17 protein-coding genes are annotated in these 18,554 nt (G+C 63.2%); 3 read left to right on the forward strand and 14 right to left on the reverse strand.

Annotated features, from left to right (window positions below):
* Window positions 1-20: 20 nt before the first annotated feature.
* The 3 genes from ACI77I_RS11150 (at window position 21) to ACI77I_RS11160 (ending at window position 3,437) form a co-directional block, all read left to right on the forward strand.
* Window positions 21-1,100 carry an alcohol dehydrogenase catalytic domain-containing protein gene (locus tag ACI77I_RS11150; RefSeq protein WP_094951548.1) on the forward strand — a complete coding sequence of 360 codons (1,080 nt, stop codon included), beginning with the start codon at window positions 21-23 and terminating at the stop codon, window positions 1,098-1,100.
* A 1-nt stretch (window position 1,101) separates the two neighbouring features.
* Entirely contained in the window at window positions 1,102-2,634 is a 1,533-nt protein-coding gene (locus tag ACI77I_RS11155) for an FGGY-family carbohydrate kinase (RefSeq protein ID WP_406997503.1), read from the forward strand.
* Window positions 2,635-2,711: 77 nt separating this feature from the next.
* Complete coding sequence (locus ACI77I_RS11160) at window positions 2,712-3,437, forward strand: SDR family oxidoreductase (protein ID WP_083357830.1); 726 nt, start codon at window positions 2,712-2,714, stop codon at window positions 3,435-3,437.
* On the opposite strand, the gene ACI77I_RS11165 is transcribed toward ACI77I_RS11160, so the two are convergent.
* The 14 genes from ACI77I_RS11165 to ACI77I_RS11230 form a co-directional block, all read right to left on the reverse strand.
* Window positions 3,434-4,438: a LacI family DNA-binding transcriptional regulator gene (locus ACI77I_RS11165; protein WP_406997504.1), complete on the reverse strand. Its 1,005-nt coding sequence runs from the start codon at window positions 4,436-4,438 to the stop codon at window positions 3,434-3,436. The genes ACI77I_RS11160 and ACI77I_RS11165 overlap by 4 nt on opposite strands.
* A gap of 58 nt (window positions 4,439-4,496) precedes the next feature.
* Window positions 4,497-5,360 (reverse strand): LysR family transcriptional regulator, encoded by an 864-nt coding sequence (locus tag ACI77I_RS11170; RefSeq protein ID WP_406997505.1) that lies wholly within the window; start codon window positions 5,358-5,360, stop codon window positions 4,497-4,499.
* Between the two features lie 272 nt (window positions 5,361-5,632).
* On the reverse strand, window positions 5,633-5,908 hold the full coding sequence (locus tag ACI77I_RS11175; RefSeq protein ID WP_176462947.1) for a hypothetical protein: 276 nt from the start codon (window positions 5,906-5,908) through the stop codon (window positions 5,633-5,635).
* A 92-nt stretch (window positions 5,909-6,000) separates the two neighbouring features.
* Entirely contained in the window at window positions 6,001-7,401 is a 1,401-nt protein-coding gene (locus ACI77I_RS11180; protein WP_406997506.1) for an amidase, read from the reverse strand.
* On the reverse strand, window positions 7,398-8,666 hold the full coding sequence (locus ACI77I_RS11185; RefSeq protein ID WP_406997507.1) for a Zn-dependent hydrolase: 1,269 nt from the start codon (window positions 8,664-8,666) through the stop codon (window positions 7,398-7,400). Before ACI77I_RS11185 ends, ACI77I_RS11180 begins: the two co-directional genes overlap by 4 nt.
* Window positions 8,667-8,679: 13 nt before the next feature.
* Window positions 8,680-9,375: an ABC transporter ATP-binding protein gene (locus ACI77I_RS11190; RefSeq protein ID WP_094951319.1), complete on the reverse strand. Its 696-nt coding sequence runs from the start codon at window positions 9,373-9,375 to the stop codon at window positions 8,680-8,682.
* Entirely contained in the window at window positions 9,375-10,124 is a 750-nt protein-coding gene (locus tag ACI77I_RS11195) for an ABC transporter ATP-binding protein (RefSeq protein ID WP_094951320.1), read from the reverse strand. Before ACI77I_RS11195 ends, ACI77I_RS11190 begins: the two co-directional genes overlap by 1 nt.
* Window positions 10,121-11,131 (reverse strand): branched-chain amino acid ABC transporter permease, encoded by a 1,011-nt coding sequence (locus tag ACI77I_RS11200; RefSeq protein ID WP_406997508.1) that lies wholly within the window; start codon window positions 11,129-11,131, stop codon window positions 10,121-10,123. Before ACI77I_RS11200 ends, ACI77I_RS11195 begins: the two co-directional genes overlap by 4 nt.
* Before the next feature lies 1 nt (window position 11,132).
* Window positions 11,133-11,993 (reverse strand): branched-chain amino acid ABC transporter permease, encoded by an 861-nt coding sequence (locus ACI77I_RS11205; protein ID WP_406997509.1) that lies wholly within the window; start codon window positions 11,991-11,993, stop codon window positions 11,133-11,135.
* A 58-nt stretch (window positions 11,994-12,051) separates the two neighbouring features.
* Entirely contained in the window at window positions 12,052-13,254 is a 1,203-nt protein-coding gene (locus ACI77I_RS11210) for an ABC transporter substrate-binding protein (protein WP_406997510.1), read from the reverse strand.
* 177 nt (window positions 13,255-13,431) lie between these two features.
* Window positions 13,432-14,199: a FadR/GntR family transcriptional regulator gene (locus tag ACI77I_RS11215; RefSeq protein ID WP_406997511.1), complete on the reverse strand. Its 768-nt coding sequence runs from the start codon at window positions 14,197-14,199 to the stop codon at window positions 13,432-13,434.
* 109 nt (window positions 14,200-14,308) lie between these two features.
* Window positions 14,309-15,070, reverse strand: coding sequence for an alpha/beta fold hydrolase (locus ACI77I_RS11220; protein ID WP_094951325.1), 762 nt, complete (start codon window positions 15,068-15,070; stop codon window positions 14,309-14,311).
* Between the two features lie 102 nt (window positions 15,071-15,172).
* Window positions 15,173-16,588: an efflux transporter outer membrane subunit gene (locus ACI77I_RS11225; RefSeq protein ID WP_406997512.1), complete on the reverse strand. Its 1,416-nt coding sequence runs from the start codon at window positions 16,586-16,588 to the stop codon at window positions 15,173-15,175.
* Entirely contained in the window at window positions 16,581-18,554 is a 1,974-nt protein-coding gene (locus tag ACI77I_RS11230; protein WP_406997513.1) for a MacB family efflux pump subunit, read from the reverse strand. The genes ACI77I_RS11225 and ACI77I_RS11230 overlap by 8 nt, the downstream gene beginning before the upstream one ends.

Consider the following 18,554-nt stretch of genomic DNA (forward strand, 5'->3'; position numbering starts at 1 on the left):
CTGACTACAGGACTGCACCCATGGACAAGCACACCGAAATGCAAGCCGTCGTTTGCCACGGCCCCAAAGACTATCGCCTGCAGCGCATCAGCAAACCCCAGGCGCGCCCCAATGAACTGGTGATCCGCATCGCCGCCTGCGGCATCTGCGCCAGTGACTGCAAATGCCACTCGGGCGCGGCGATGTTCTGGGGCGGCGACAACCCGTGGGTCAAAGCGCCCGTAGTGCCGGGCCATGAGTTTTTCGGCTATGTGGTTGAAGTGGGCGAGGGCGCCGAGGAGCACTTTGAAGTCGCCGTCGGCGACAAAGTGATCGCCGAGCAGATCGTGCCGTGCGCCAAGTGCCGCTTCTGCAAGTCGGGCAAATACTGGATGTGCGAAGTGCACAACATCTTCGGCTTCCAGCGTGAAGTGGCCGAAGGCGGCATGGCCCAGTACATGCGCATTCCCAAGACCGCCATCGTGCACAAAATTCCCGAATCGGTGTCGCTGGAAGACTCGGCGCTGGTGGAGCCGATGGCCTGCTCGATCCACACCGTCAACCGCGGTGAAATCCAGCTCGATGACGTGGTGGTGATTGCCGGTGCCGGCACGCTCGGACTGTGCATGGTCCAGGTCGCCGCATTGAAGACGCCGAAAAAACTGGTGGTGATCGACATGGTCGACGAGCGCCTTGAGCTGGCCAAGCAATTCGGCGCCGACGTGGTGATCAACCCATCGCGCGACAACGCCCGCGAGATCATCAACGGCCTCACCGATCATTACGGCTGCGACGTGTACATCGAAACCACCGGCGTGCCGGCCGGTGTGACCCAAGGCCTGGACCTGATCCGCAAGCTCGGGCGCTTTGTCGAGTTCAGCGTGTTCGGCGCCGAAACCAGCGTCGACTGGTCGATCATCGGTGACCGCAAGGAACTGGACGTGCGTGGCGCGCACCTCGGCCCGTATTGCTACCCGATCGCCATTGACCTGTTCGAACGCGGCCTGGTCACCTCCAAAGGCATCGTCACCCATGACTTCCCGCTGGATAACTTTGCCGAAGCGTTCGAGCTGGCCAACTCGACCAAGTCGATCAAGGTGCTGTTGAAACCGGTGATTTGAAATGAATTATGTGATGGGTGTGGACATAGGAACCCAGAGCACCAAGGCGCTGCTCGTGGATGCTCAAGGCACGATCATCACCCAGCACAGCCAGGGGTATCGCGTGGATACCCCGAAAGTGCGCTGGGCCGAACAATGGCCGCAGGTCTGGCTGGAGGCCGTCGAGGCGTGCGTGGCGCAGTGCATGGCCAAGGCCGGCGTGGCCGCGCAGCAGGTCAAGGCACTGTGCATCAGCAGCCTGTACGGCGGCTCGGGAATTGCCGTGGATGCGCAGATCACGCCGCTGCACCCGTGCCTGATCTGGATGGACCGCCGCGCCGGCGAGCAGGTGGCGTGGGTGCGCGAGCATGTGGACCTGGAGCGTTTGTTCGCGGTCACGGGCAACTCGGTGGACAGCTACTACGGCTTCACCAAGATGCTCTGGCTCAAGCAGCATCAGCCGCAAGTGTGGGCAGAAACACGTTACCTGCTGCCGCCCAACAGCTATATCAACTGGTGCCTGACCGGTGAGCTGGCGGTGGACCACAGCAGCGCCGGCAATATTGGCGGCGTCTACGACGTGGCGCAACGGCGCTGGTCCGAGGAGATGCTGGCGGCACTCGAGATTCCGTTGGCGATGATGCCCGAGCGGCTGGTGTATTCCGGTGAAGTCGTAGGCGGGCTGCTGGAAACCTGGGCTACGCGCCTTGGTTTACAGGCGGGGACGCCGATTCTTGCCGGTGGCGTCGATGCGGCCATGGCAACGTTGGCGGCCGGTGTCACGCAACCGGGCAACCACGTGGCGATGATCGGCACCAGTATGTGCTGGGGCTACCTGAACCAGCAGGTGGACGCGCGTCACGGGTTGGTGAGCATGCCGCATGTCTACAACGGCCACCGGGACCTGTACATCTTTGGCGGCGCGATCACCGCCGGGGCGTCGGTCAGCTGGTTTCGCGAGCAGTTCTGCCAGGCCGAGGAGCAGCAGGCCAAAGCCACCGGGCAGGACAGCCTGGTGTTGCTGGAGCAGAGCGCGATGAAGGTGCCGGCGGGCAGCGAAGGCTTGTTGTTCCTGCCGTACTTGATGGGCGAACGCAGCCCGGTGTGGGATGACCGCGCCAGCGGCAGTTTTGTCGGGCTGAACCTGTACCACAGCCGCATCCACCTGTACCGCGCGGTGCTCGAAGGCGTGAGTTTCGCCCTGCGCCACAACATCGAAGCCGGCACGCAAGGCGCCCACTCGCTGGACCCGCGCCTGATTGTGGTGGGTGGCGCGAGCCATTCGGATTTGTGGATGCAGATTATTGCGGATGTCACCCGCTACCCGGTCTACACCATTGTGCAGGAGGTGGAAGCGGCGCTGGGCGCGGCGTTGCTGGCGGCGCATACGGTGGGGTTGGTGAGTGACGGGGAGATGGAGACGGGCTGGGTGCAGTTGGAACTGCGCGCGCAACCCAAGCGCGAGAATGTCGCGGTCTATGACCAGGCGTTTGCGGCGTATCTAAAGCTGTATCCAGCCCTCAAACCCATCATGCACAGCCTGCAAAACAACTGAAACAACGCGGTCCAAAAATGTGGGAGCAGTCAAGCCAGCTCCCACAGGGGATCTTCATTGCCTATGGAATAGTGACCATGAACGCAGCCTTCAACTTCACCCACCAGCGCATCCTCGTCACCGGCGCGAGCAGTGGCATCGGCCACCAAATCGCCCTGCAACTGATCGCCAGCGGCGCCGAGGTCTTTGCCCTCGGCCGTGACGCCGAGGCCTTGGCCAAACTGGGCTGCAACACGGTCTGTGTGGACATCGCCGACAGCGCCGCGCTCGACAAAGCCCTGCATGACCTGCCGCCACTGCACGGCCTGGTCAACTGCGCCGGCATCTCGCGCTTGGAACCCGCCGCGGCGATCAGCGCTGATGCTTTCGACCCGGTGATGCAGGTCAACGCCCGCGCCGCCGCCCAGGTCGCCAGTCGGGTGGCGGCCAAGATGATCGAAGCGAAAGTCGCCGGCAGCATCGTCAATGTCTCCAGCCAAGCCTCATTGGTCGCGCTGGACGATCACCTCGCCTACTGCGCCTCCAAAGCCGCACTGGACGCGATCACCCGCGTGCAATGCGCCGAATGGGGCCGTTTCGGTATACGCGTCAACAGCGTTAACCCCACCGTCACGCTCACACCCATGGCGACCAGGGCCTGGTCCGACCCGGCCAAGCGCGACCCAGCGCTGGCAGCCATTCCGTTGGGGCGTTTCGCTGAAACCGTGGAAGTCGCACTGCCGGTGCTATTCCTGCTCAGCGACGCCGCGAGCATGATCAGCGGCGTAAGCCTGCCGATTGATGGCGGCTACACCAGCCGCTAGCCGTTTTCCAAAACGCCTGTGATCACCACTTTGTCCCGTGGTTTGTACGGATCTTCCAGGCGATCAAGCAGCAGGCGTACCGCGCTGCTGCCGGCCAAGGAGGCGTCGTGGGCCACGCAGGCGATGGGCACACCGAAGATATCGGCGAAGGGCAGGCGGTCAATGCCGCAGATGGTCAGGCTGTCGTGGGGGATGTTGTGCATGCGCAAGGCGCGCAACGCGCCGAGGGTGATCAACTGGTTGAAGCCCATGATCGCGTCCGGCGCCGTGTGTTTGGCCAGGTAGTCGAGGGTGTGCAGGTACGACGGCATCAGCGTGTAGTCGCCGGCCTGCACTTCAACCTGAATATGCGGATGGTCGGCGAGCACTTCGCGCAGGCCCTTGAGGCGCTCCACAGTGATACGCGAATGCGCGGGCCCGGTCAGCACCAGCAGGCGCTTGAGCTCGGGTGTCTGGCGCAGCAGGTAGTGCGCGGCCTGGATGCCGCTGTGGTAGTTGTCGAGCACCACACGGCTGAACGGGCTGTCGTGAATCGTACGGTCGAGCAGCACCACCGGGGTTTTGCCGTTGCCCAGGCGCTCCAGGTAATCAGGCTGGTAGCTCGGCTCATCGGAGACCGGCGACAAGATGATCCCCGCCACGCGGTAGCCTAGCAGGGTGTCGACGGCTTTGCTTTCCAGTTCTTCGAGCTCGTCGGTGTCCACCAGCATGATGGTGTAGCCGTGCTGTTTGGCCTCGCGGGAAATCGCCTTGATCATTTCGCTGTAGAACGGGTTGTCCACCGACGCCGTGATCACGCCGATGATCAGGCTTTCACTGCGCTTGAGCCCACGGGCAAAGGCGTTCGGCACGTAATCCAGCTCCCGCGCGACTTCGAGAATGCGCGCCAGGGTGGCGGGTTTGACCAGGTCGGGCTTGCTCAGCGCGCGGGACACCGTGATGGTGGTCATGCCGACCCGTTTGGCGATGTCGCTGATGGTGACGGACTTTTTCTTGTTCATCGCTAAGGCTGCAAAAGGAAACATCCGCAGGCTAGCATGCGCGCAGGTGTAGGGTGATTCAAATCAGCGGGTCCCAGCGTTGTGACCAGTCACTTTCGGCTTTGACCACATCGCGCAGCAACGCCAGTGCCTGTTGCAACACCGCCGAATCCCGCGCCCGTGAGTACACCAGGTAAGTCGGGAAACTGAACTCCGGCGCCTTCGGCACGCGCTGCATCACGCCGCTGTCCAGGTAGCTTTGCACCACGCGCGTGCGGAAATAACCGGCGCCGCCGTTTTCCAGGATGTACTGCAAGGCTAGCGGCCCGAGGTTGAAACTCAGCGCGGCGCGGGCCTTGTCGGGTAGGGCGGCGTCATGCTGCTGGCGAAACCCTGGGCCCCAGTCGATGTAGACGTACGGGTCGGGTTTGCTCACCAACTGCACCAGGATCAGTTTCTCTTCCAGCACCTGCTCCACCTGCAACCCTGGCCAGTATTGGGGTTGGAACACTAGGGCGGCGTCGAGCACGCCCAGTTCCAGTTGGCGCAGCAGATATTCGCCTTCGCGTACTTCGGTACGCAAGGCGTGCCCCGGGATATGTTCGCGCAGGGCTTGGGCCCAGCCGAGCATCAGTGGGCTGCACAGGCTGACCTCACCGCCGATATGCAGCACATTGCGGTAGCCGTCGGGCAGCGGTAGGTCACGTTTTGCGGCTTCCCAGGTTTGCAGCAGCTGGTTGGCGTAGACCACAAAGGCCTCGCCGTCGGCGGTCAGGCGTGCACCGGCGCGGTTGCGGATGAACAGCGTGCTGTTGAGCTGGCTTTCGAGGTTTTTCACGCGTGCGGTGATGGCGGTCTGGGTGACGTGCAGTTTCTCGGCCGCTGCGGCCAGGCTGCCGCAGCGGGTTATTTCGAGGAAGGTGCGTGCCAGTTCGATGTCCATGAAGCCCCCGGGGATGAATGGGGGGCATTGTAGTGGAATGTGTTCAACGCTGTGGGAGGTGGGTTGCCTGTGATGGTGCTTCTTTAGGCGGATTGGGTACATATCCGTTGCTGCGGTAACGGCTTCGTAGGGTTCCGCCCTTACGGCGGGTTACTTTTGGGGCTCTTTTCCAAAAGTGACCCGCCGTAAGGGCGGAACCAATAGCCGCCGTGACCGCAGCAACGGATATGTACTCAATCTACCCAAAAACTCAGCTAAAGATTATCTGACCGTCACTGAAAACCGACGGACCAGCTTTGCGTCGTCTGGTCTTCATGACGCTGCTCCAGGTCATGTTCATATGTGCAGCGTGGGCCCTTGCAGTTGTACTCGAATGTCACCGGCGGCTGGGTCGTAACCGGGAACAACGATTTGGCCGTCGCCGGTGCAGCCTGTGGCGCAGCCTCGGTGGCAGGGGCTTCGTAGGTCAGGTCCAGCGCTGTGGCGTGGGCCATGGCCGGCAGGATGGCGAGCACTGCACTCGCCAGAACGGTCCTAGTGAATAGCATCAGAAACAATCCGCGCAACAAAATTGAAGCGCGAATTATAAGCCAGATCCAACCACAGATGCACAGCGCAACCCGCGGTCGAAAGCCACAGTTCAGAGCACGCACGGTGCTTCAAGGTGGTCGGTGGGGAACGCTTTTGCATAGGCCTGGCACACCCGCAGCACCTGTTCATCCGCAAACCGCGCGGCCACCACATGCAGGCCCACCGGCAAGCCATTCGCCGCCAGCCCGCACGGCACCGACGCCGCCGGTTGCTGGGTGAGGTTGAAGGGATAGGTAAACGGCGTCCATTGCATCCACTCAGTCATACCGGAACCCGGCGGCACGTTGTGCCCAGCCTCGAACGCGGTGATCGGCATCATCGGCGAAACCAGCACATCGTAATGCTCGTGGAACGCGGCCATCCGCGCGACCAGTGCAGCACGCGCTTCGAGGGCGTGGTTAAAGTCGCCCAGGCTCAGGTGCTCGCCGCGTTGTGCAATGCGCAGCAGGCCCGGGTCCAGCAGCTGTTTTTGCGCCTCGCTCATCGTGCTGGTCAGGCGTGCGGCGCCGGCGGCCCATAAGGTACTGAACACCTGCAGAGGGTCACTGAACCCCGGGTCGATCTGCTCGACATGTGCGCCCAGTTGCACCAAACCGTCAACCGCTTGGGCGACGACTTTGGCCACTTGCGGATCGACATCCACATAACCGAATGTGGGGCTGTAGGCCACACGCAAGCCTTTCAAATCTGTACCTGGGGTGAGCCATGGCGTGGTCCGTGGCGCGCCGATCAGGCCATCGCGCGCATCCGGCTGCGCGACGGTTTGCAGCATCAGCACGGTGTCTTCCACCGTGCGGGTCATCGGCCCCAGGTGCGACAGAATGGTCATGGAACTGGCTGGCCATTGCGGCACATAGCCGAAGGTCGGCTTGATGCCGAAAGTGCCGGTAAACGCACACGGAATCCGAATCGAGCCGCCGGCATCGCTGCCCTGGTGCAGCACGCCCAGGTTCAACGCCGCCGCCGCCCCCGCGCCACCGGATGAGCCACCCGCCGTGGTGCGCGTGTCCCACGGGTTGCGGGTGATGCCGTACAGCGGGTTGTCGGTGACGCCTTTCCAGCCGAATTCCGGGGTGGTGGTCTTGCCCAGCAACACCGCGCCGGCCTTGCGCATCAAGGCTGAGAAGGGCGCATCCACGTTCCACGGCCCGTCGGCGGATGATGTGCGCGAGCCCTTGCGGGTGGGCATGCCGAGCGTCAACGTCAGGTCTTTGATGGATGCAGGCACACCGTCCAGCGCGCCGCAGGGTTGGCCCTTGAGCCAGCGTTGCTCCGAGGCGCGCGCAGCGTTCAATGCGCCTTCCGGATCGACATGGCAGTAGGCGTTCACCACCGGGTTGTAGCGCTCGATACGCAGCAAAGCGTCTTCGGTGACCTCCACCGGCGACAGGCTCTTGTCACGAAAATGCTGCAGCAGTTGCACCGCTGTCAGTTGCCCCATCTCACTCATGCCAGCTCCCCTTGTGCCGCGTTGACCATGGCGCGCAGCAATACCGCGCAGCCTGCCGCCAGGTCATCCGGCGCAGCGTTTTCGATTTCGTTGTGGCTGATGCCGCCTTCGCACGGCACAAAAATCATCCCGGCCGGGCCGAGTTCGGCGACGAAAATCGCGTCATGCCCGGCGCCGCTGACGATGTCCATATGGCTCAAGCCCAAAGCTGCTGCGCCATCGCGCACCGCGTTGACGCAGGCCGGGTTGAAGTCCAGCGGCGGGAAGTCGGCGGTGGGCGTCAGTTCAAACGTCAACCCATGCCGGGCAGCGGTGGCTTCGATCACGCCGCGCACTTCATCGACCATGGCCTGCAGCTTGTCGGCATGCAGGTGACGCAGGTCGAGGGTCATGTGCACCTGGCCGGGAATCACGTTGCGTGAACCTGGGTGCAGGCTCAGGCAGCCAACGGTGCCGCAAGCGTGCGGTTGTTGCTGATGGGCGATACGGTTCACCGCGCTGACCACCTCGGCGGCGCCGACCAGCGCGTCCTTGCGCAGGTGCATGGGCGTGGGGCCGGCGTGGGCTTCGACGCCGGTGAGGGTCAGGTCGAACCACTTCTGGCCCAGGCAACCCATGACCACGCCGATGGTGGTGGCCTGGTCTTCCAACACCGGGCCTTGCTCGATGTGTGCCTCGAAATATGCGCCCACCGCGTGGCCGAGCACCGCGCGCGAACCGGCATAGCCGATGCGCTGCAGTTCGGCTCCCACCGACAGGCCTTGCTCGTCGAGTTTGTCGAGGGTGTCCTGCAAGTCGAACTGACCGGCAAAGACCCCGGAGCCCATCATGCACGGCGGGAAGCGCGAGCCTTCTTCGTTGGTCCACACCACCACTTCAATCGGCGCTTGGGTCTCAATGCTGAGGTCATTCAAGGTGCGGATCACTTCCAGCCCGGCCATCACCCCGTAGCAGCCGTCAAATTTGCCGCCGGTGGGTTGGGTGTCGATATGGCTGCCGGTCATCACCGGGGGCAGGGCGGGATTACGCCCTGCGCGACGGGCGAAAATATTGCCGATGGCGTCGACACTCACGCTGCACCCGGCCGCCTCGCACCACTGCACAAACAGGTCGCGGGCCTGGCGGTCCAGATCGGTGAGCGCCAGACGGCACACGCCGCCTTTGACGGTAGCGCCGAGTTGGGCCAGGTCCATCAGCGATTGCCACAGGCGGTCGCGGTTGATCAGCGGGGCGTTGCTCTGGAGCGGTTGCGCAAAACTCTTCATGGGCAGTCTCCGGTCAGGCGCTCAGCGCCAAGTAGCGGTTCTTGATCGTCGGGTCGGCGCGGAACGCAGCAGCACTGCCCTCGTAGACCACGCGGCCTTGTTCGAGTACGTAATGGCGGTCGGCGAGCTTGTCGCAGACCATCAGGTTCTGTTCCACCAGCAGCACCGGCAGGCCGTCGTCCTTGACCTTGCGCAGGATCTTCACCAGCTCGTCGACGATCACCGGCGCCAGGCCTTCGGTGGGCTCATCGAGGATCAGCAGCTTGGGGTCGTTGAGCAGCGCGCGGGCGATGGCGAGCATCTGTTGCTCGCCGCCGGAGAGGGCGTGGCCGGCGTTTTTGCGCCGCTCCTTGAGGCGCGGGAACATGCCGTACACATCTTCCAGCTGCCAGCGGCTGGTCTTACGCACGGCGATGCGCAGGTTTTCTTCGACGGTGAGCAGGCGGAAGATCCCGCGATTTTCCGGCACCAGCGCCAAACCCCGGCGGGCGATTTCAAAGATCTTTTGCCCCACCAGCGCCTGGCCGTTGAAATGAATCTGGCCCTGGCGCGGGCAGATAATCCCGAGGATGCTGCGCAGTGTGGTGGTCTTGCCGGCGCCATTACGCCCCAGCAACGTCACCAGCTCGCCGGGGTTGACGGTCAGCGACACGCCTTCCAGCACATGGCTCTTGTCGTAGTAGGAATGGATGTTCTCGACGATCAGCATCAGGCAGCCTCCCCAAGGTATGCAGTGCGCACGCGCTCATCGGCGCGCACAAATTGCGGCGTGCCTTCCACCAGGATCTGGCCGTGGCTCATCACGGTGATGCGTTGGCTGATGGACATGACGATGCTCATGTTGTGTTCGATCAACAGCACCGTGTGGTCGCGGCCCAGGTCGCTGATCAGTTGGGTCATGATCGGGATGTCATCGATGCCCATGCCCGAGGTGGGCTCGTCGAGCATCAACAGTTTGGGCTTGGAGCAGATCGACATGCCCACCTCGAGCACGCGTTGCTGGCCGTGGGACAACTCGCCAGCCAGGGTGTCGGCGCGGGCGGTGAGCTGCAGGCGCTCCAGTACCTGGTCGGCCATCTCCAGGTGTTCGCGCTTGCTGTCGACCCGGCGCCAGAAATTCAGGGCGCGCGCACCGTCGCGGCCTTGGGCGGCCAGGCGCAGGTTCTCGCGCACGCTGAGGTTCTGGAACAGGCTGGTGAGCTGGAACGAGCGCGCCATGCCCAGGCCGACGCGGGCGTGAGCCGGTTTGCGCATCAGGTTCTTGCCGTCGAAATGAATCGCCCCGGCGGTGGCCTGGCGTTCGCCGGTGAGGCAGTGGAACAGGCTGGTCTTGCCCGCGCCGTTGGGGCCGATGATGGTGTGGATGGTGCCGGCTTCGACCTTGAGGTTGACGCCGTTCACCGCATGGAACGCGCCGTAGGCCAGCGCCAGGTTTTTAGTTTCCAATAGGATGCTCATAGCCCTTGCTCCTTGGCGACGACGGCGGTTTTGCGACTGCCACGTACGCGTTCGAACAGCGACGACAACCCGCCCCACAAGCCACCGCGCATGAAGATCACCACCAGGATCAGGATCACCCCCAACAGCATCAGCCAGCGCGGCCACAGGTCGGAGAGGAAATCCCCCAGCAGCACGATGGAACCGGCGCCCAGCAAGGAGCCGAACAGCGAGCCGGTGCCGCCGACGATGGTCATGATCAGGATGTTTTCGGACATCGCCAGGTCGATATTCGACAGCGGCACAAAGTGCAGCAGCATCGCGTACAACGCCCCGGCAATCCCCGTGACCGCGCCGGACAGCACGAACACCAGGATCTTGAAGTGGCGCGTGTCGTAGCCGATCGCCGAGGCGCGGGTTTCGTTTTCGCGGATCGCCATCAAGGTGCTGCCGAACGGCGAGGCGATCACCCGGCGCGCGCCGATAAAGATCAGCAGGAACAGCACCGCGACAAAGCCGTAGAACGCGCGGGCGTCGGCCAGCGACAGCAGCACGGTTTCACCGATGCGGATTTCCGGGCGCGGCACGCTGAGCAGGCCGCTGTCACCGCCGGTCCAGTCGCTCAAGGTGTAGGCGACGAAGTAGGCCATCTGGCTGAACGCCAGGGTCAGCATCACGAAGTAAATGCCGGTGCGCCGAATCGCCAGGGCGCCCACCAGCAACGCCAGGAACCCACCGGCCACGGCGGCGCCGAGCAGGGCGGTGAACAGGCCCAGTTGCAGGTGGATCATCAGCAGCGCCGCGCAGTAGGCGCCGGCACCGAAGAAGATGCCTTGGCCGAAAGACAACAGGCCGGTGTAGCCCAGCAACAGGTTGCAGGCCAGGGCGGCCATGGCGAAGATCAGGATTTCGGTGGCCAAGGTTGCCGAGGGCAAGATCAACGGCAAGCCGATGAGCACCGCCAGCACCCACAGCAACATGGCTTTGGACTGGGTTTTAGCAAATGGCAGGGGGTTTTTCTCGCTCATGTCAGGCTCTCCCAAACAGGCCGTAAGGGCGTACCAGAATCACCACGGCCATTGCGCCGTAGATCATCAGGCTCGCGCCTTGGGGCCAGAGTGTGGTCATCAGGCTTTGCACCACGCCCACCAGTAAACCGCCGACCAGCGCGCCGCTGAACGAACCCATGCCGCCGATTACCACCACCACGAAGGCCACGCCGAGAATCTCCGGGCCGACGAAGGGTTGCGCACCGCGCAAGGGCGCAAACAGCACACCGGCCACGCCGGCCAGGGCCACGCCGAGGGCGAAGGTCATGGAGAACAGGCGCAAGATATTGGTGCCCAGCAGCGACACGGTTTCAGTGCTTTCACTGCCGGCCCGCACCAGGGCGCCAAAGCGCGTGCGTTCCAGCAGCAGCCACAGGCCCAGGCCGACCAGCCCGGAGAACACAATGAGGAACAGGCGGTAGTAGGGGTAGACGAAGTCGCCGACCACTAGCACGCCGCGCAGCAGGTCCGGCACGGCGACGCTTTTACCGACCGGGCCCCAGATCATCACGCTGGCTTCCTGGATGATCAGTGCGATCCCCAGGGTCACCAGGATCTGGAACATGTGCGGCAGGTGGTAAATTCGCTGGATCAACACGCGCTCGATCACCCACGCCAGTGCGGCCACCACCAGCGGCGCGATCAGCAGCGCCAGCCAGAAGTTGCCGGTGAGGCTTACGGCGGTGTAGCAGATGTAGGCGCCCAGCAGGAAGAACGCGCCGTGGGCGAAGTTGACGAAGTTGAGCAGGCCGAAAATGATCGTCAGCCCGACCGCGATCAGGAAGTAGATCATCCCCAAGCCAAGGCCGTTGAGAATCTGGAACAGGTAAAGATTAAGCATGCAGGAACCCTCAGCAGGAGGCTGCTCGCGCAGCCCTGCGGTGCACTGTTTCAGGGGATCAGGCGAGCGTGCAGCCCGTCGCCTCGACCGGCGGGAACGACTGGCCGGCGCTGAGCACTTTGGCCAGGTCGTCCTTGTCGGCCATGTCGCCGGCGGCTTTGCCGATCATCAGGTAGTAATCCTTGATCACCTGGTGGTCGCCGGCACGGATTGATTCCTTGCCGGTCGGGCCGTCGAAGCTCAGGTCTTGCATGGCCTTGGCCACGGTCGGGCCATCAACGCTGCCGGTGGCGATGATGGTGTCGAGCATGACCTTGGTGCTGATGTAGTCAGCAGCCAGCGGGTAGGTAGGGTTGATGCCATATTTGGCCTGGGTCAGCTTGACCAGTTCGCGGTTGAGCGGGCTGTCGACCTGGTGCCAGTACTGCGCGCCGAGGTACACGCCTTCGAGCACGTCGCTGCCCAGCTCCTGGAACTGGTCGAGGCCGGCAGACCACACCAGCAGCACTTTCATGCGCTCCTTGATGCCGAAGTTCACTGCCTGGCGCAGGGTGTTGGACGACTGGCTGCCGAAGTTGAGCAGCACCAGCACGTCAGGCTTGGCGGCGATGGCGTTGGTCAGGTAACCGGAGAACTCCTGCTCTTGCAACGAGTGGTAGCTGTTGCCGACGTGCTCCAGGCCGCTTTCCTTGAGCACGGTCTTGGCGCCTTCGAGCAAGGCCTCGCCGAACACGTATTGCGGGGTGATGGTGTACCAGCGCTTGGCGTCCGGCAGCAGCTTGATCAGCGGCACGATGGTTTCGCGAATCGCGCCGTAGGTGGGCACCGACCAGCGAAACGTCGCGCTGTTGCAGTCCTTACCGGTAACTTCATCGGCACCCACCGGGGTCATGAACACGCCGCCGACCTTGCTGACTTCCTTGGCCACCGCCAATGCCGATGACGACAGCGTGCAACCCTGGAAGAACCGCGCGCCGTCCTGCTGGATGGCCTCCTGCACCTTGCGCACCGCCTTGCCGGCGTTGCCTTCGGTGTCGATGACTTTGTAGTTCAGCGCCCGCCCGAGAATCTGCGGGTGTTGTTCCACCGCCAGGCGCGAACCCATGTCGGCAAACTTGCCATAGCTGGCAAAGGCGCCGGACATGGACTTGAGGCCGTAAAAGGTAAAGGGCTCGGCGGCGAATGCAGAGCGCACACTCAGCGGAAGGCTGAGCGCGGCGGCGGCGGTGAGACTGGCTTTCAACAACGTACGACGCTGCATGGGGTGACTCCCTGGTTTAGTTATTGGCAGGAGCGGCAATGGCGATACGGTGGAGCAGGGCCTGTGGGCAGGCCTTTTATTGGATAAGGCGATTTATTGGGCGACTCGGTCAAATGTGGTAGCTGGCTTGCCAGCTCCCACATTGATTGGGTTTGCACAGGTGGATCTGTGGTGTTCTTAAGAGTGATCAAACTCCAGCAAAAAGTGCGGGCTGACCTCGCCTTCCAGCGCAGTCATGTGGTGTTCGGCATCGCACATATGTTCGTGCATCAAGCTGCGCACCGCGCGTTCATCACCCGCGCGAAAGGCGCTCAGCAACTGCTTGTGGTAGTCGAGGTTGGCCGCGTCGAACTGCTTGCGCTTGGGTTTGTAAGCTTTTTTCAGCACCACCAGATCGCGCAGCAAGTCGTTGAGAAACTGCGCCATGAAACTCAGCAGCGGGTTGGGGCAGGCCTTGGCCAGCAGGTTGTGGAACTCCAACTCTGCCAGGCGTTGTTCGCGCTGGCCGGCTTCGCTGTCTTCCGGCGCGCTGCAAAAATCCACGTTGTCTTGCAGGGCCTGGTAATCCTCTTCGCTCAGGCGCCCGAGCACCGACACCGCCAGTTCCACTTCGATGACCTTGCGCAGCTGGTACACCTGCTCGCCATCCAGATGTTGGAAGTGCAGGTAGTTACGCAACGCGCGGCTGGCGGGCTCGGTGCCGGCCTGGTTCAAGTAAGCCCCGCCACTGGGGCCGGTGCGCGTGCTCACCAAACCTTCCACTTCCAGGGCCTTGAGCGCCTCACGGGCTGAGCCTTTGGAGCACTGGAAGCTTTCCATCAGCTCGCGCTCCGTGGGCAGGCGATCGCCGGGTTTCAAGGCGTCGGTGACGATCGAGCGCTTGACCGACTCCACAATCACATCGGAGAGCTTCTGGCGTTTGCGGCGCAAAGGGCGGCTGAGCATGGTGGTCTATTGATCCTATTAATGCGGATTAATAGTACTTAATAACGATTGGGCGAGAGCGTCAACGCAGGGTGTCGTTTTCGGCATTAAGAGGTCGTAAACGCGGTGACTATTCCCAGCTGCCGAGGTCGAGGCAGCGTGTGGAGGCGGGTGGCTGTTTGCCGGATACCAGGAAATCGCCCACCCAGCGGTTGACGCACCCGGCGGTGGCGGTGCCGGGCTTAGTCGAGTCCTTGAGCAGCAATTGCTCGACGCCGGTGGGCGGTGGCTCAGCTCGCCCGGCGTTGACCAAGACCATGCGTGCGACGCGCTCGGGAAACAACGCCGTATAGCGGCTGCCGAGCCGGGTGGCATCGGCGTTGCCGAGGTAGTTGAGCTGCGCCTCGCCCAGTTGTGCGCGTACAAATTCCATATCTCGCGCAGCTTGCTCGACTCCGGATTCCTCGCTCAGGTCGCGGGCGCTCAGTTCAATCACGTCATAACGGTTGGTCAAGGTGCGATAGGCCTGGGTGGCGTAGGACTCCCAGCGGCTGACCAAATGGATGGCAAAGGTAACGCCTTGGCCTTTTTGCGGCTCGCCGGCCTGGATGAACACCACGCCTTCGCGGTTGAGCGGGTGCCGGGCACCGACACGGGTCAGGGCCAGGCGCACGTTGCCGCGCTTGGGCGCGGCATAGTCGCGGGGCACGCTCACGCTGCCGCATTGGGTGCGATCCAGCACCTCGGGGTCCGGTTGGTGAAAGGCGGGGAAGGGGCAATCCAACAGCCAGTCAATCGCGGTGGGCGCGATCAGGGGCTCGGCAAACCCCCGGCCTGCGATCAGCCAGAGGCAGAGGCACGCCAGGCTTTTTACAAAAACGCTGGGTTTCATCTAGAGGTACCGGGCAGACGTCTGAGGACGGCTTTTTACCAAGTACCAGGGGTAGACGAATGTAGGTTTATTAAACGGTTTGTGTAGGAAATCGGAGTTTTGTTATCGGGTGTCGGCGTTCCAGCCGCCGCCTAATGCTTTGTACAGCGCAATGCTGGCTTGCAGGCGTGACAGCCGCAGTTGCACGTTCAAGTCCTGGGCCGCGTACAGCGTGCGTTGGGTTTCCAGCACAGTCAGCAAATCTTCGGCACCCGCCTGGTAGCGGCTTTCGGCGATCTGGAAGGCGGTCTGGGCCTGCAGCAATTCTTCGGCTTGCCATTGGCGCTGCTCATCCAGGCGCGTGATGCTGCTGAGGGATTTCTCCACGTCGGCAAAGCCATTGATGATTGCGCCGCGATAGGTTTGCAGCAGCTCGTCCTGGCGCGCGCGAGCCTTGTCGCGTTCGGCGCTTAAACGGCCATTGTTGAAAATCGGCGCCACCAGGCCCGAGGTCAGGGTGTAGAACGGGCTGCGTAAAATGTCTGCGGCCTTGTCCGAACCTGAGCCCAGGGTCGCGCCCAAGGTCACTGTGGGCAGCATCGCCGCGCGTGCCACCGTGACGTCGGCACTGGCCGCGGCCAGCTGTGCTTCGGCCTGGGCCAGGTCAGGGCGACGGCTCAGCAGTTGGCTGGGCACGCCCGGGCCAATGGTCGGCCAAGTCAGCGCCTGGAATGGCTCGGTACCCAGGTTGAGGGCTTGCACGGGCTGGCCGAGCAGGCCGGCCAGCGTGATCTGCGATTCTTGCGCCACTTGCTGAATCAGCGGCAGTTGCCGTTGCTGGCTGGCCACCAGGCTTTTCTGTTGGGCCAGTTCCAGGGCAGTGGCGGAGCCGGCATCGAAGCGGGTTTGCACCAGGTCGAGCACATTGCGCGCGTTCGCCAGGTTCAACGCGGCGATCTGTAGTTGTTGGCGTGCAGCGAGGGTTTGCGCGTAGCGGTCGGCCACGTTGCTGAGCAGGGTTAGCTCTACCGTGGCCTGGTCGAATTCGCTGGCGCGCAGGGTTTGCACGGCGCTATCGCGGGCGGCGGCGCGGCCACCCCAGAAATCCACTTCATAGCTGGCCGTCAGATTGGCGCCGAAGCTGTCGACGGTCTTGTCGCTTTGCGTGGCATCCAATGTCGAGTTGCCGCTGCCGCGCAGCAGCTTTTGACGGCTGGCGGTGAGGTTGAAATTCACCTCGGGTAACAAGGGCGCGCCGGCAATCACGGCACTGGCCTGGGCCTGGCGCACCCGCGCCATGGCGGCGGCCACGTTATAGCTGTCACGCCGCGCCTGATCGATCAGGCGGTTGAGTTGCGGGCTGCCGAATTGTGTCCACCAGCGCTGGTTGGTCGCCTGGGCTGCCTCTCGCTCGGCGTATTGCCACGCAGCAGGCGGCGCAATGCCGCTGTCGACGGCAGGCGGGTTACCGGCGCAGGCGTTGAGCAACAGGCACAGGCTGAGCACCGACAAGCGCGGTGTGAGGGTTTGTTTATTCACTGGTCAACGCCTTAACCGGATCGAGCCGGGCAGCTTTACGGGCCGGCATAAAGCCGAATACGACACCGGTGACCAGCGCACAGCCAAATGCGCCCAATACCGCCACCAGGGAAAACTGCACGGCCACTTCGGCCAGCACCAGCACGCCGCCGACCAGCAGCGCCAATGCGACGCCGCACAGACCGCCGACCACCGAGAGCATTACCGCCTCGGTGAGAAACTGGCGCAGGATGTCGCGCTGACGCGCACCGGTGGCCATGCGAATGCCAATTTCGCGGGTGCGTTCACGCACGGTCATCAGCATGATATTCATCACGCCGATCCCGCCCACCAGTAGGGAAATTGCCGCAATCGAACCGAGCATCAACGACAGCGTGTTCGCCGTGCGCGCCTCGGCCTGGATCATCGCAGCGCTGTTGGTCAGCTGGTAGTCACGCTTGCCATTGTGCAGTTTGAGCATCAACTGGTCGATAGCCTGTTCGGCCTCATGCACCTTGCGCGCATCGGCGGCGGCAATTACCACGTATTCGGGGTTATAGGTGCCGAACAGGCGCACGCTGGCGGCGGTGTAGGGGATGGCGACACGGTCGTCGCTGTCTTCACTGCCGGAGCTGGAGCCTTTTTCCGCCAGCACGCCAATGATCTGGAATGGCACGTTTTCGATCAAGATGTATTGGCCAAGCGGGCTGGCGACGTTCTTGAACAGTTTCTCGCGGATACGATGGCCGATCACCGCGACCGTAGCCCCGGCCCGCTCGTCGGCCGCAGTGAAGTAGCTGCCCTCAACCACCGGCCAGTTGAAAATCTCCGGGAAGTTGACGTCATTGCCGCCCACGTACGCCAGGTAGTCCAGGTTGCCGAAGCGCACCCCGGCGTAGCTACCGTTGACCGGCATGATGCGCTTGACCTGGGGCAGTTCCGCCAAGGCCGCGACGTCGTTGAGGGTCACGATGCCCGGCGGCGTACGCGGGTTAGGCGATGAACCACTGAGGTAGATGATGTTGGAACCGAACGCGCCCATCTGCGCCATGACCTGGCGCTTGCTGCCTTCGCCCACCGCCAGCATCACCACCACCGACGCCACGCCGATGATGATCCCCAACAGCGTCAGCGCGGTGCGGAAGCGGTTGATCCACATCACCCGCCAGGCCGCTTGCACCGCGTCCAGCAGTTCGGCTTTCCAGGCGCCGTTGTGTTCGGCCCCGTCGGCCAGGCGCTGGCGCAGGTCCACGGCTTGCAGTGCGTCGCTGTTGGCCGTGACGGGCACGTGGGTGTCACTGCGCGCTGAGTCGCTGATGATCAGGCCATCGCTGATCTCGATGATGCGGTTGGCGTGCGCCGCGACTTCGCGGTCGTGGGTAATCAAAATGACCACGTGGCCCTGGCTTGCCAGTTCATCCAGCAGCAGCATCACCTCGGCGCCGCTGTGGCTGTCGAGGGCACCGGTGGGTTCGTCGGCGAGGATGATATGCCCACCGTTCATCAGTGCGCGGGCAATCGAGACGCGCTGTTGCTGGCCACCGGAGAGCTGGTGCGGGCGGTTGTTGGTACGGTCAGCCAGGCCCAGGCGGGTGAGCAGGGCCTTGGCGCGGGCGTGGCGTTCGGCGGCGCTGATGCCGGCATAGATCGCCGGCATCTCGACGTTTTCCTGGGCCGAGCCCGACGGGATCAGGTGGTAACCCTGGAACACGAAACCAAAGGCTTCGCGGCGCAGCCAGGCCAGTGCGTCGCTGTCCAGGTGCGCGACGTTTTCCCCGGCGAACAGGTAGTCGCCCACGGTGGGGCGGTCGAGGCAGCCGAGGATATTCATTAGCGTGGATTTGCCGGAGCCCGAGGCGCCGACGATGGCGACGAACTCCCCGGCATGGATCGACAGGTCGATCCCGCGCAATACATCGACCTGCGGGCTGTCGCCGCCGCCGTAAGATTTGCAGATGTTCTTGAGTTCAATCAGCGGCGTGGTCAA

Origin of the sequence: Pseudomonas sp. D47 (assembly GCF_045447305.1) — a bacterium.
GTDB lineage: Bacteria > Pseudomonadota > Gammaproteobacteria > Pseudomonadales > Pseudomonadaceae > Aquipseudomonas.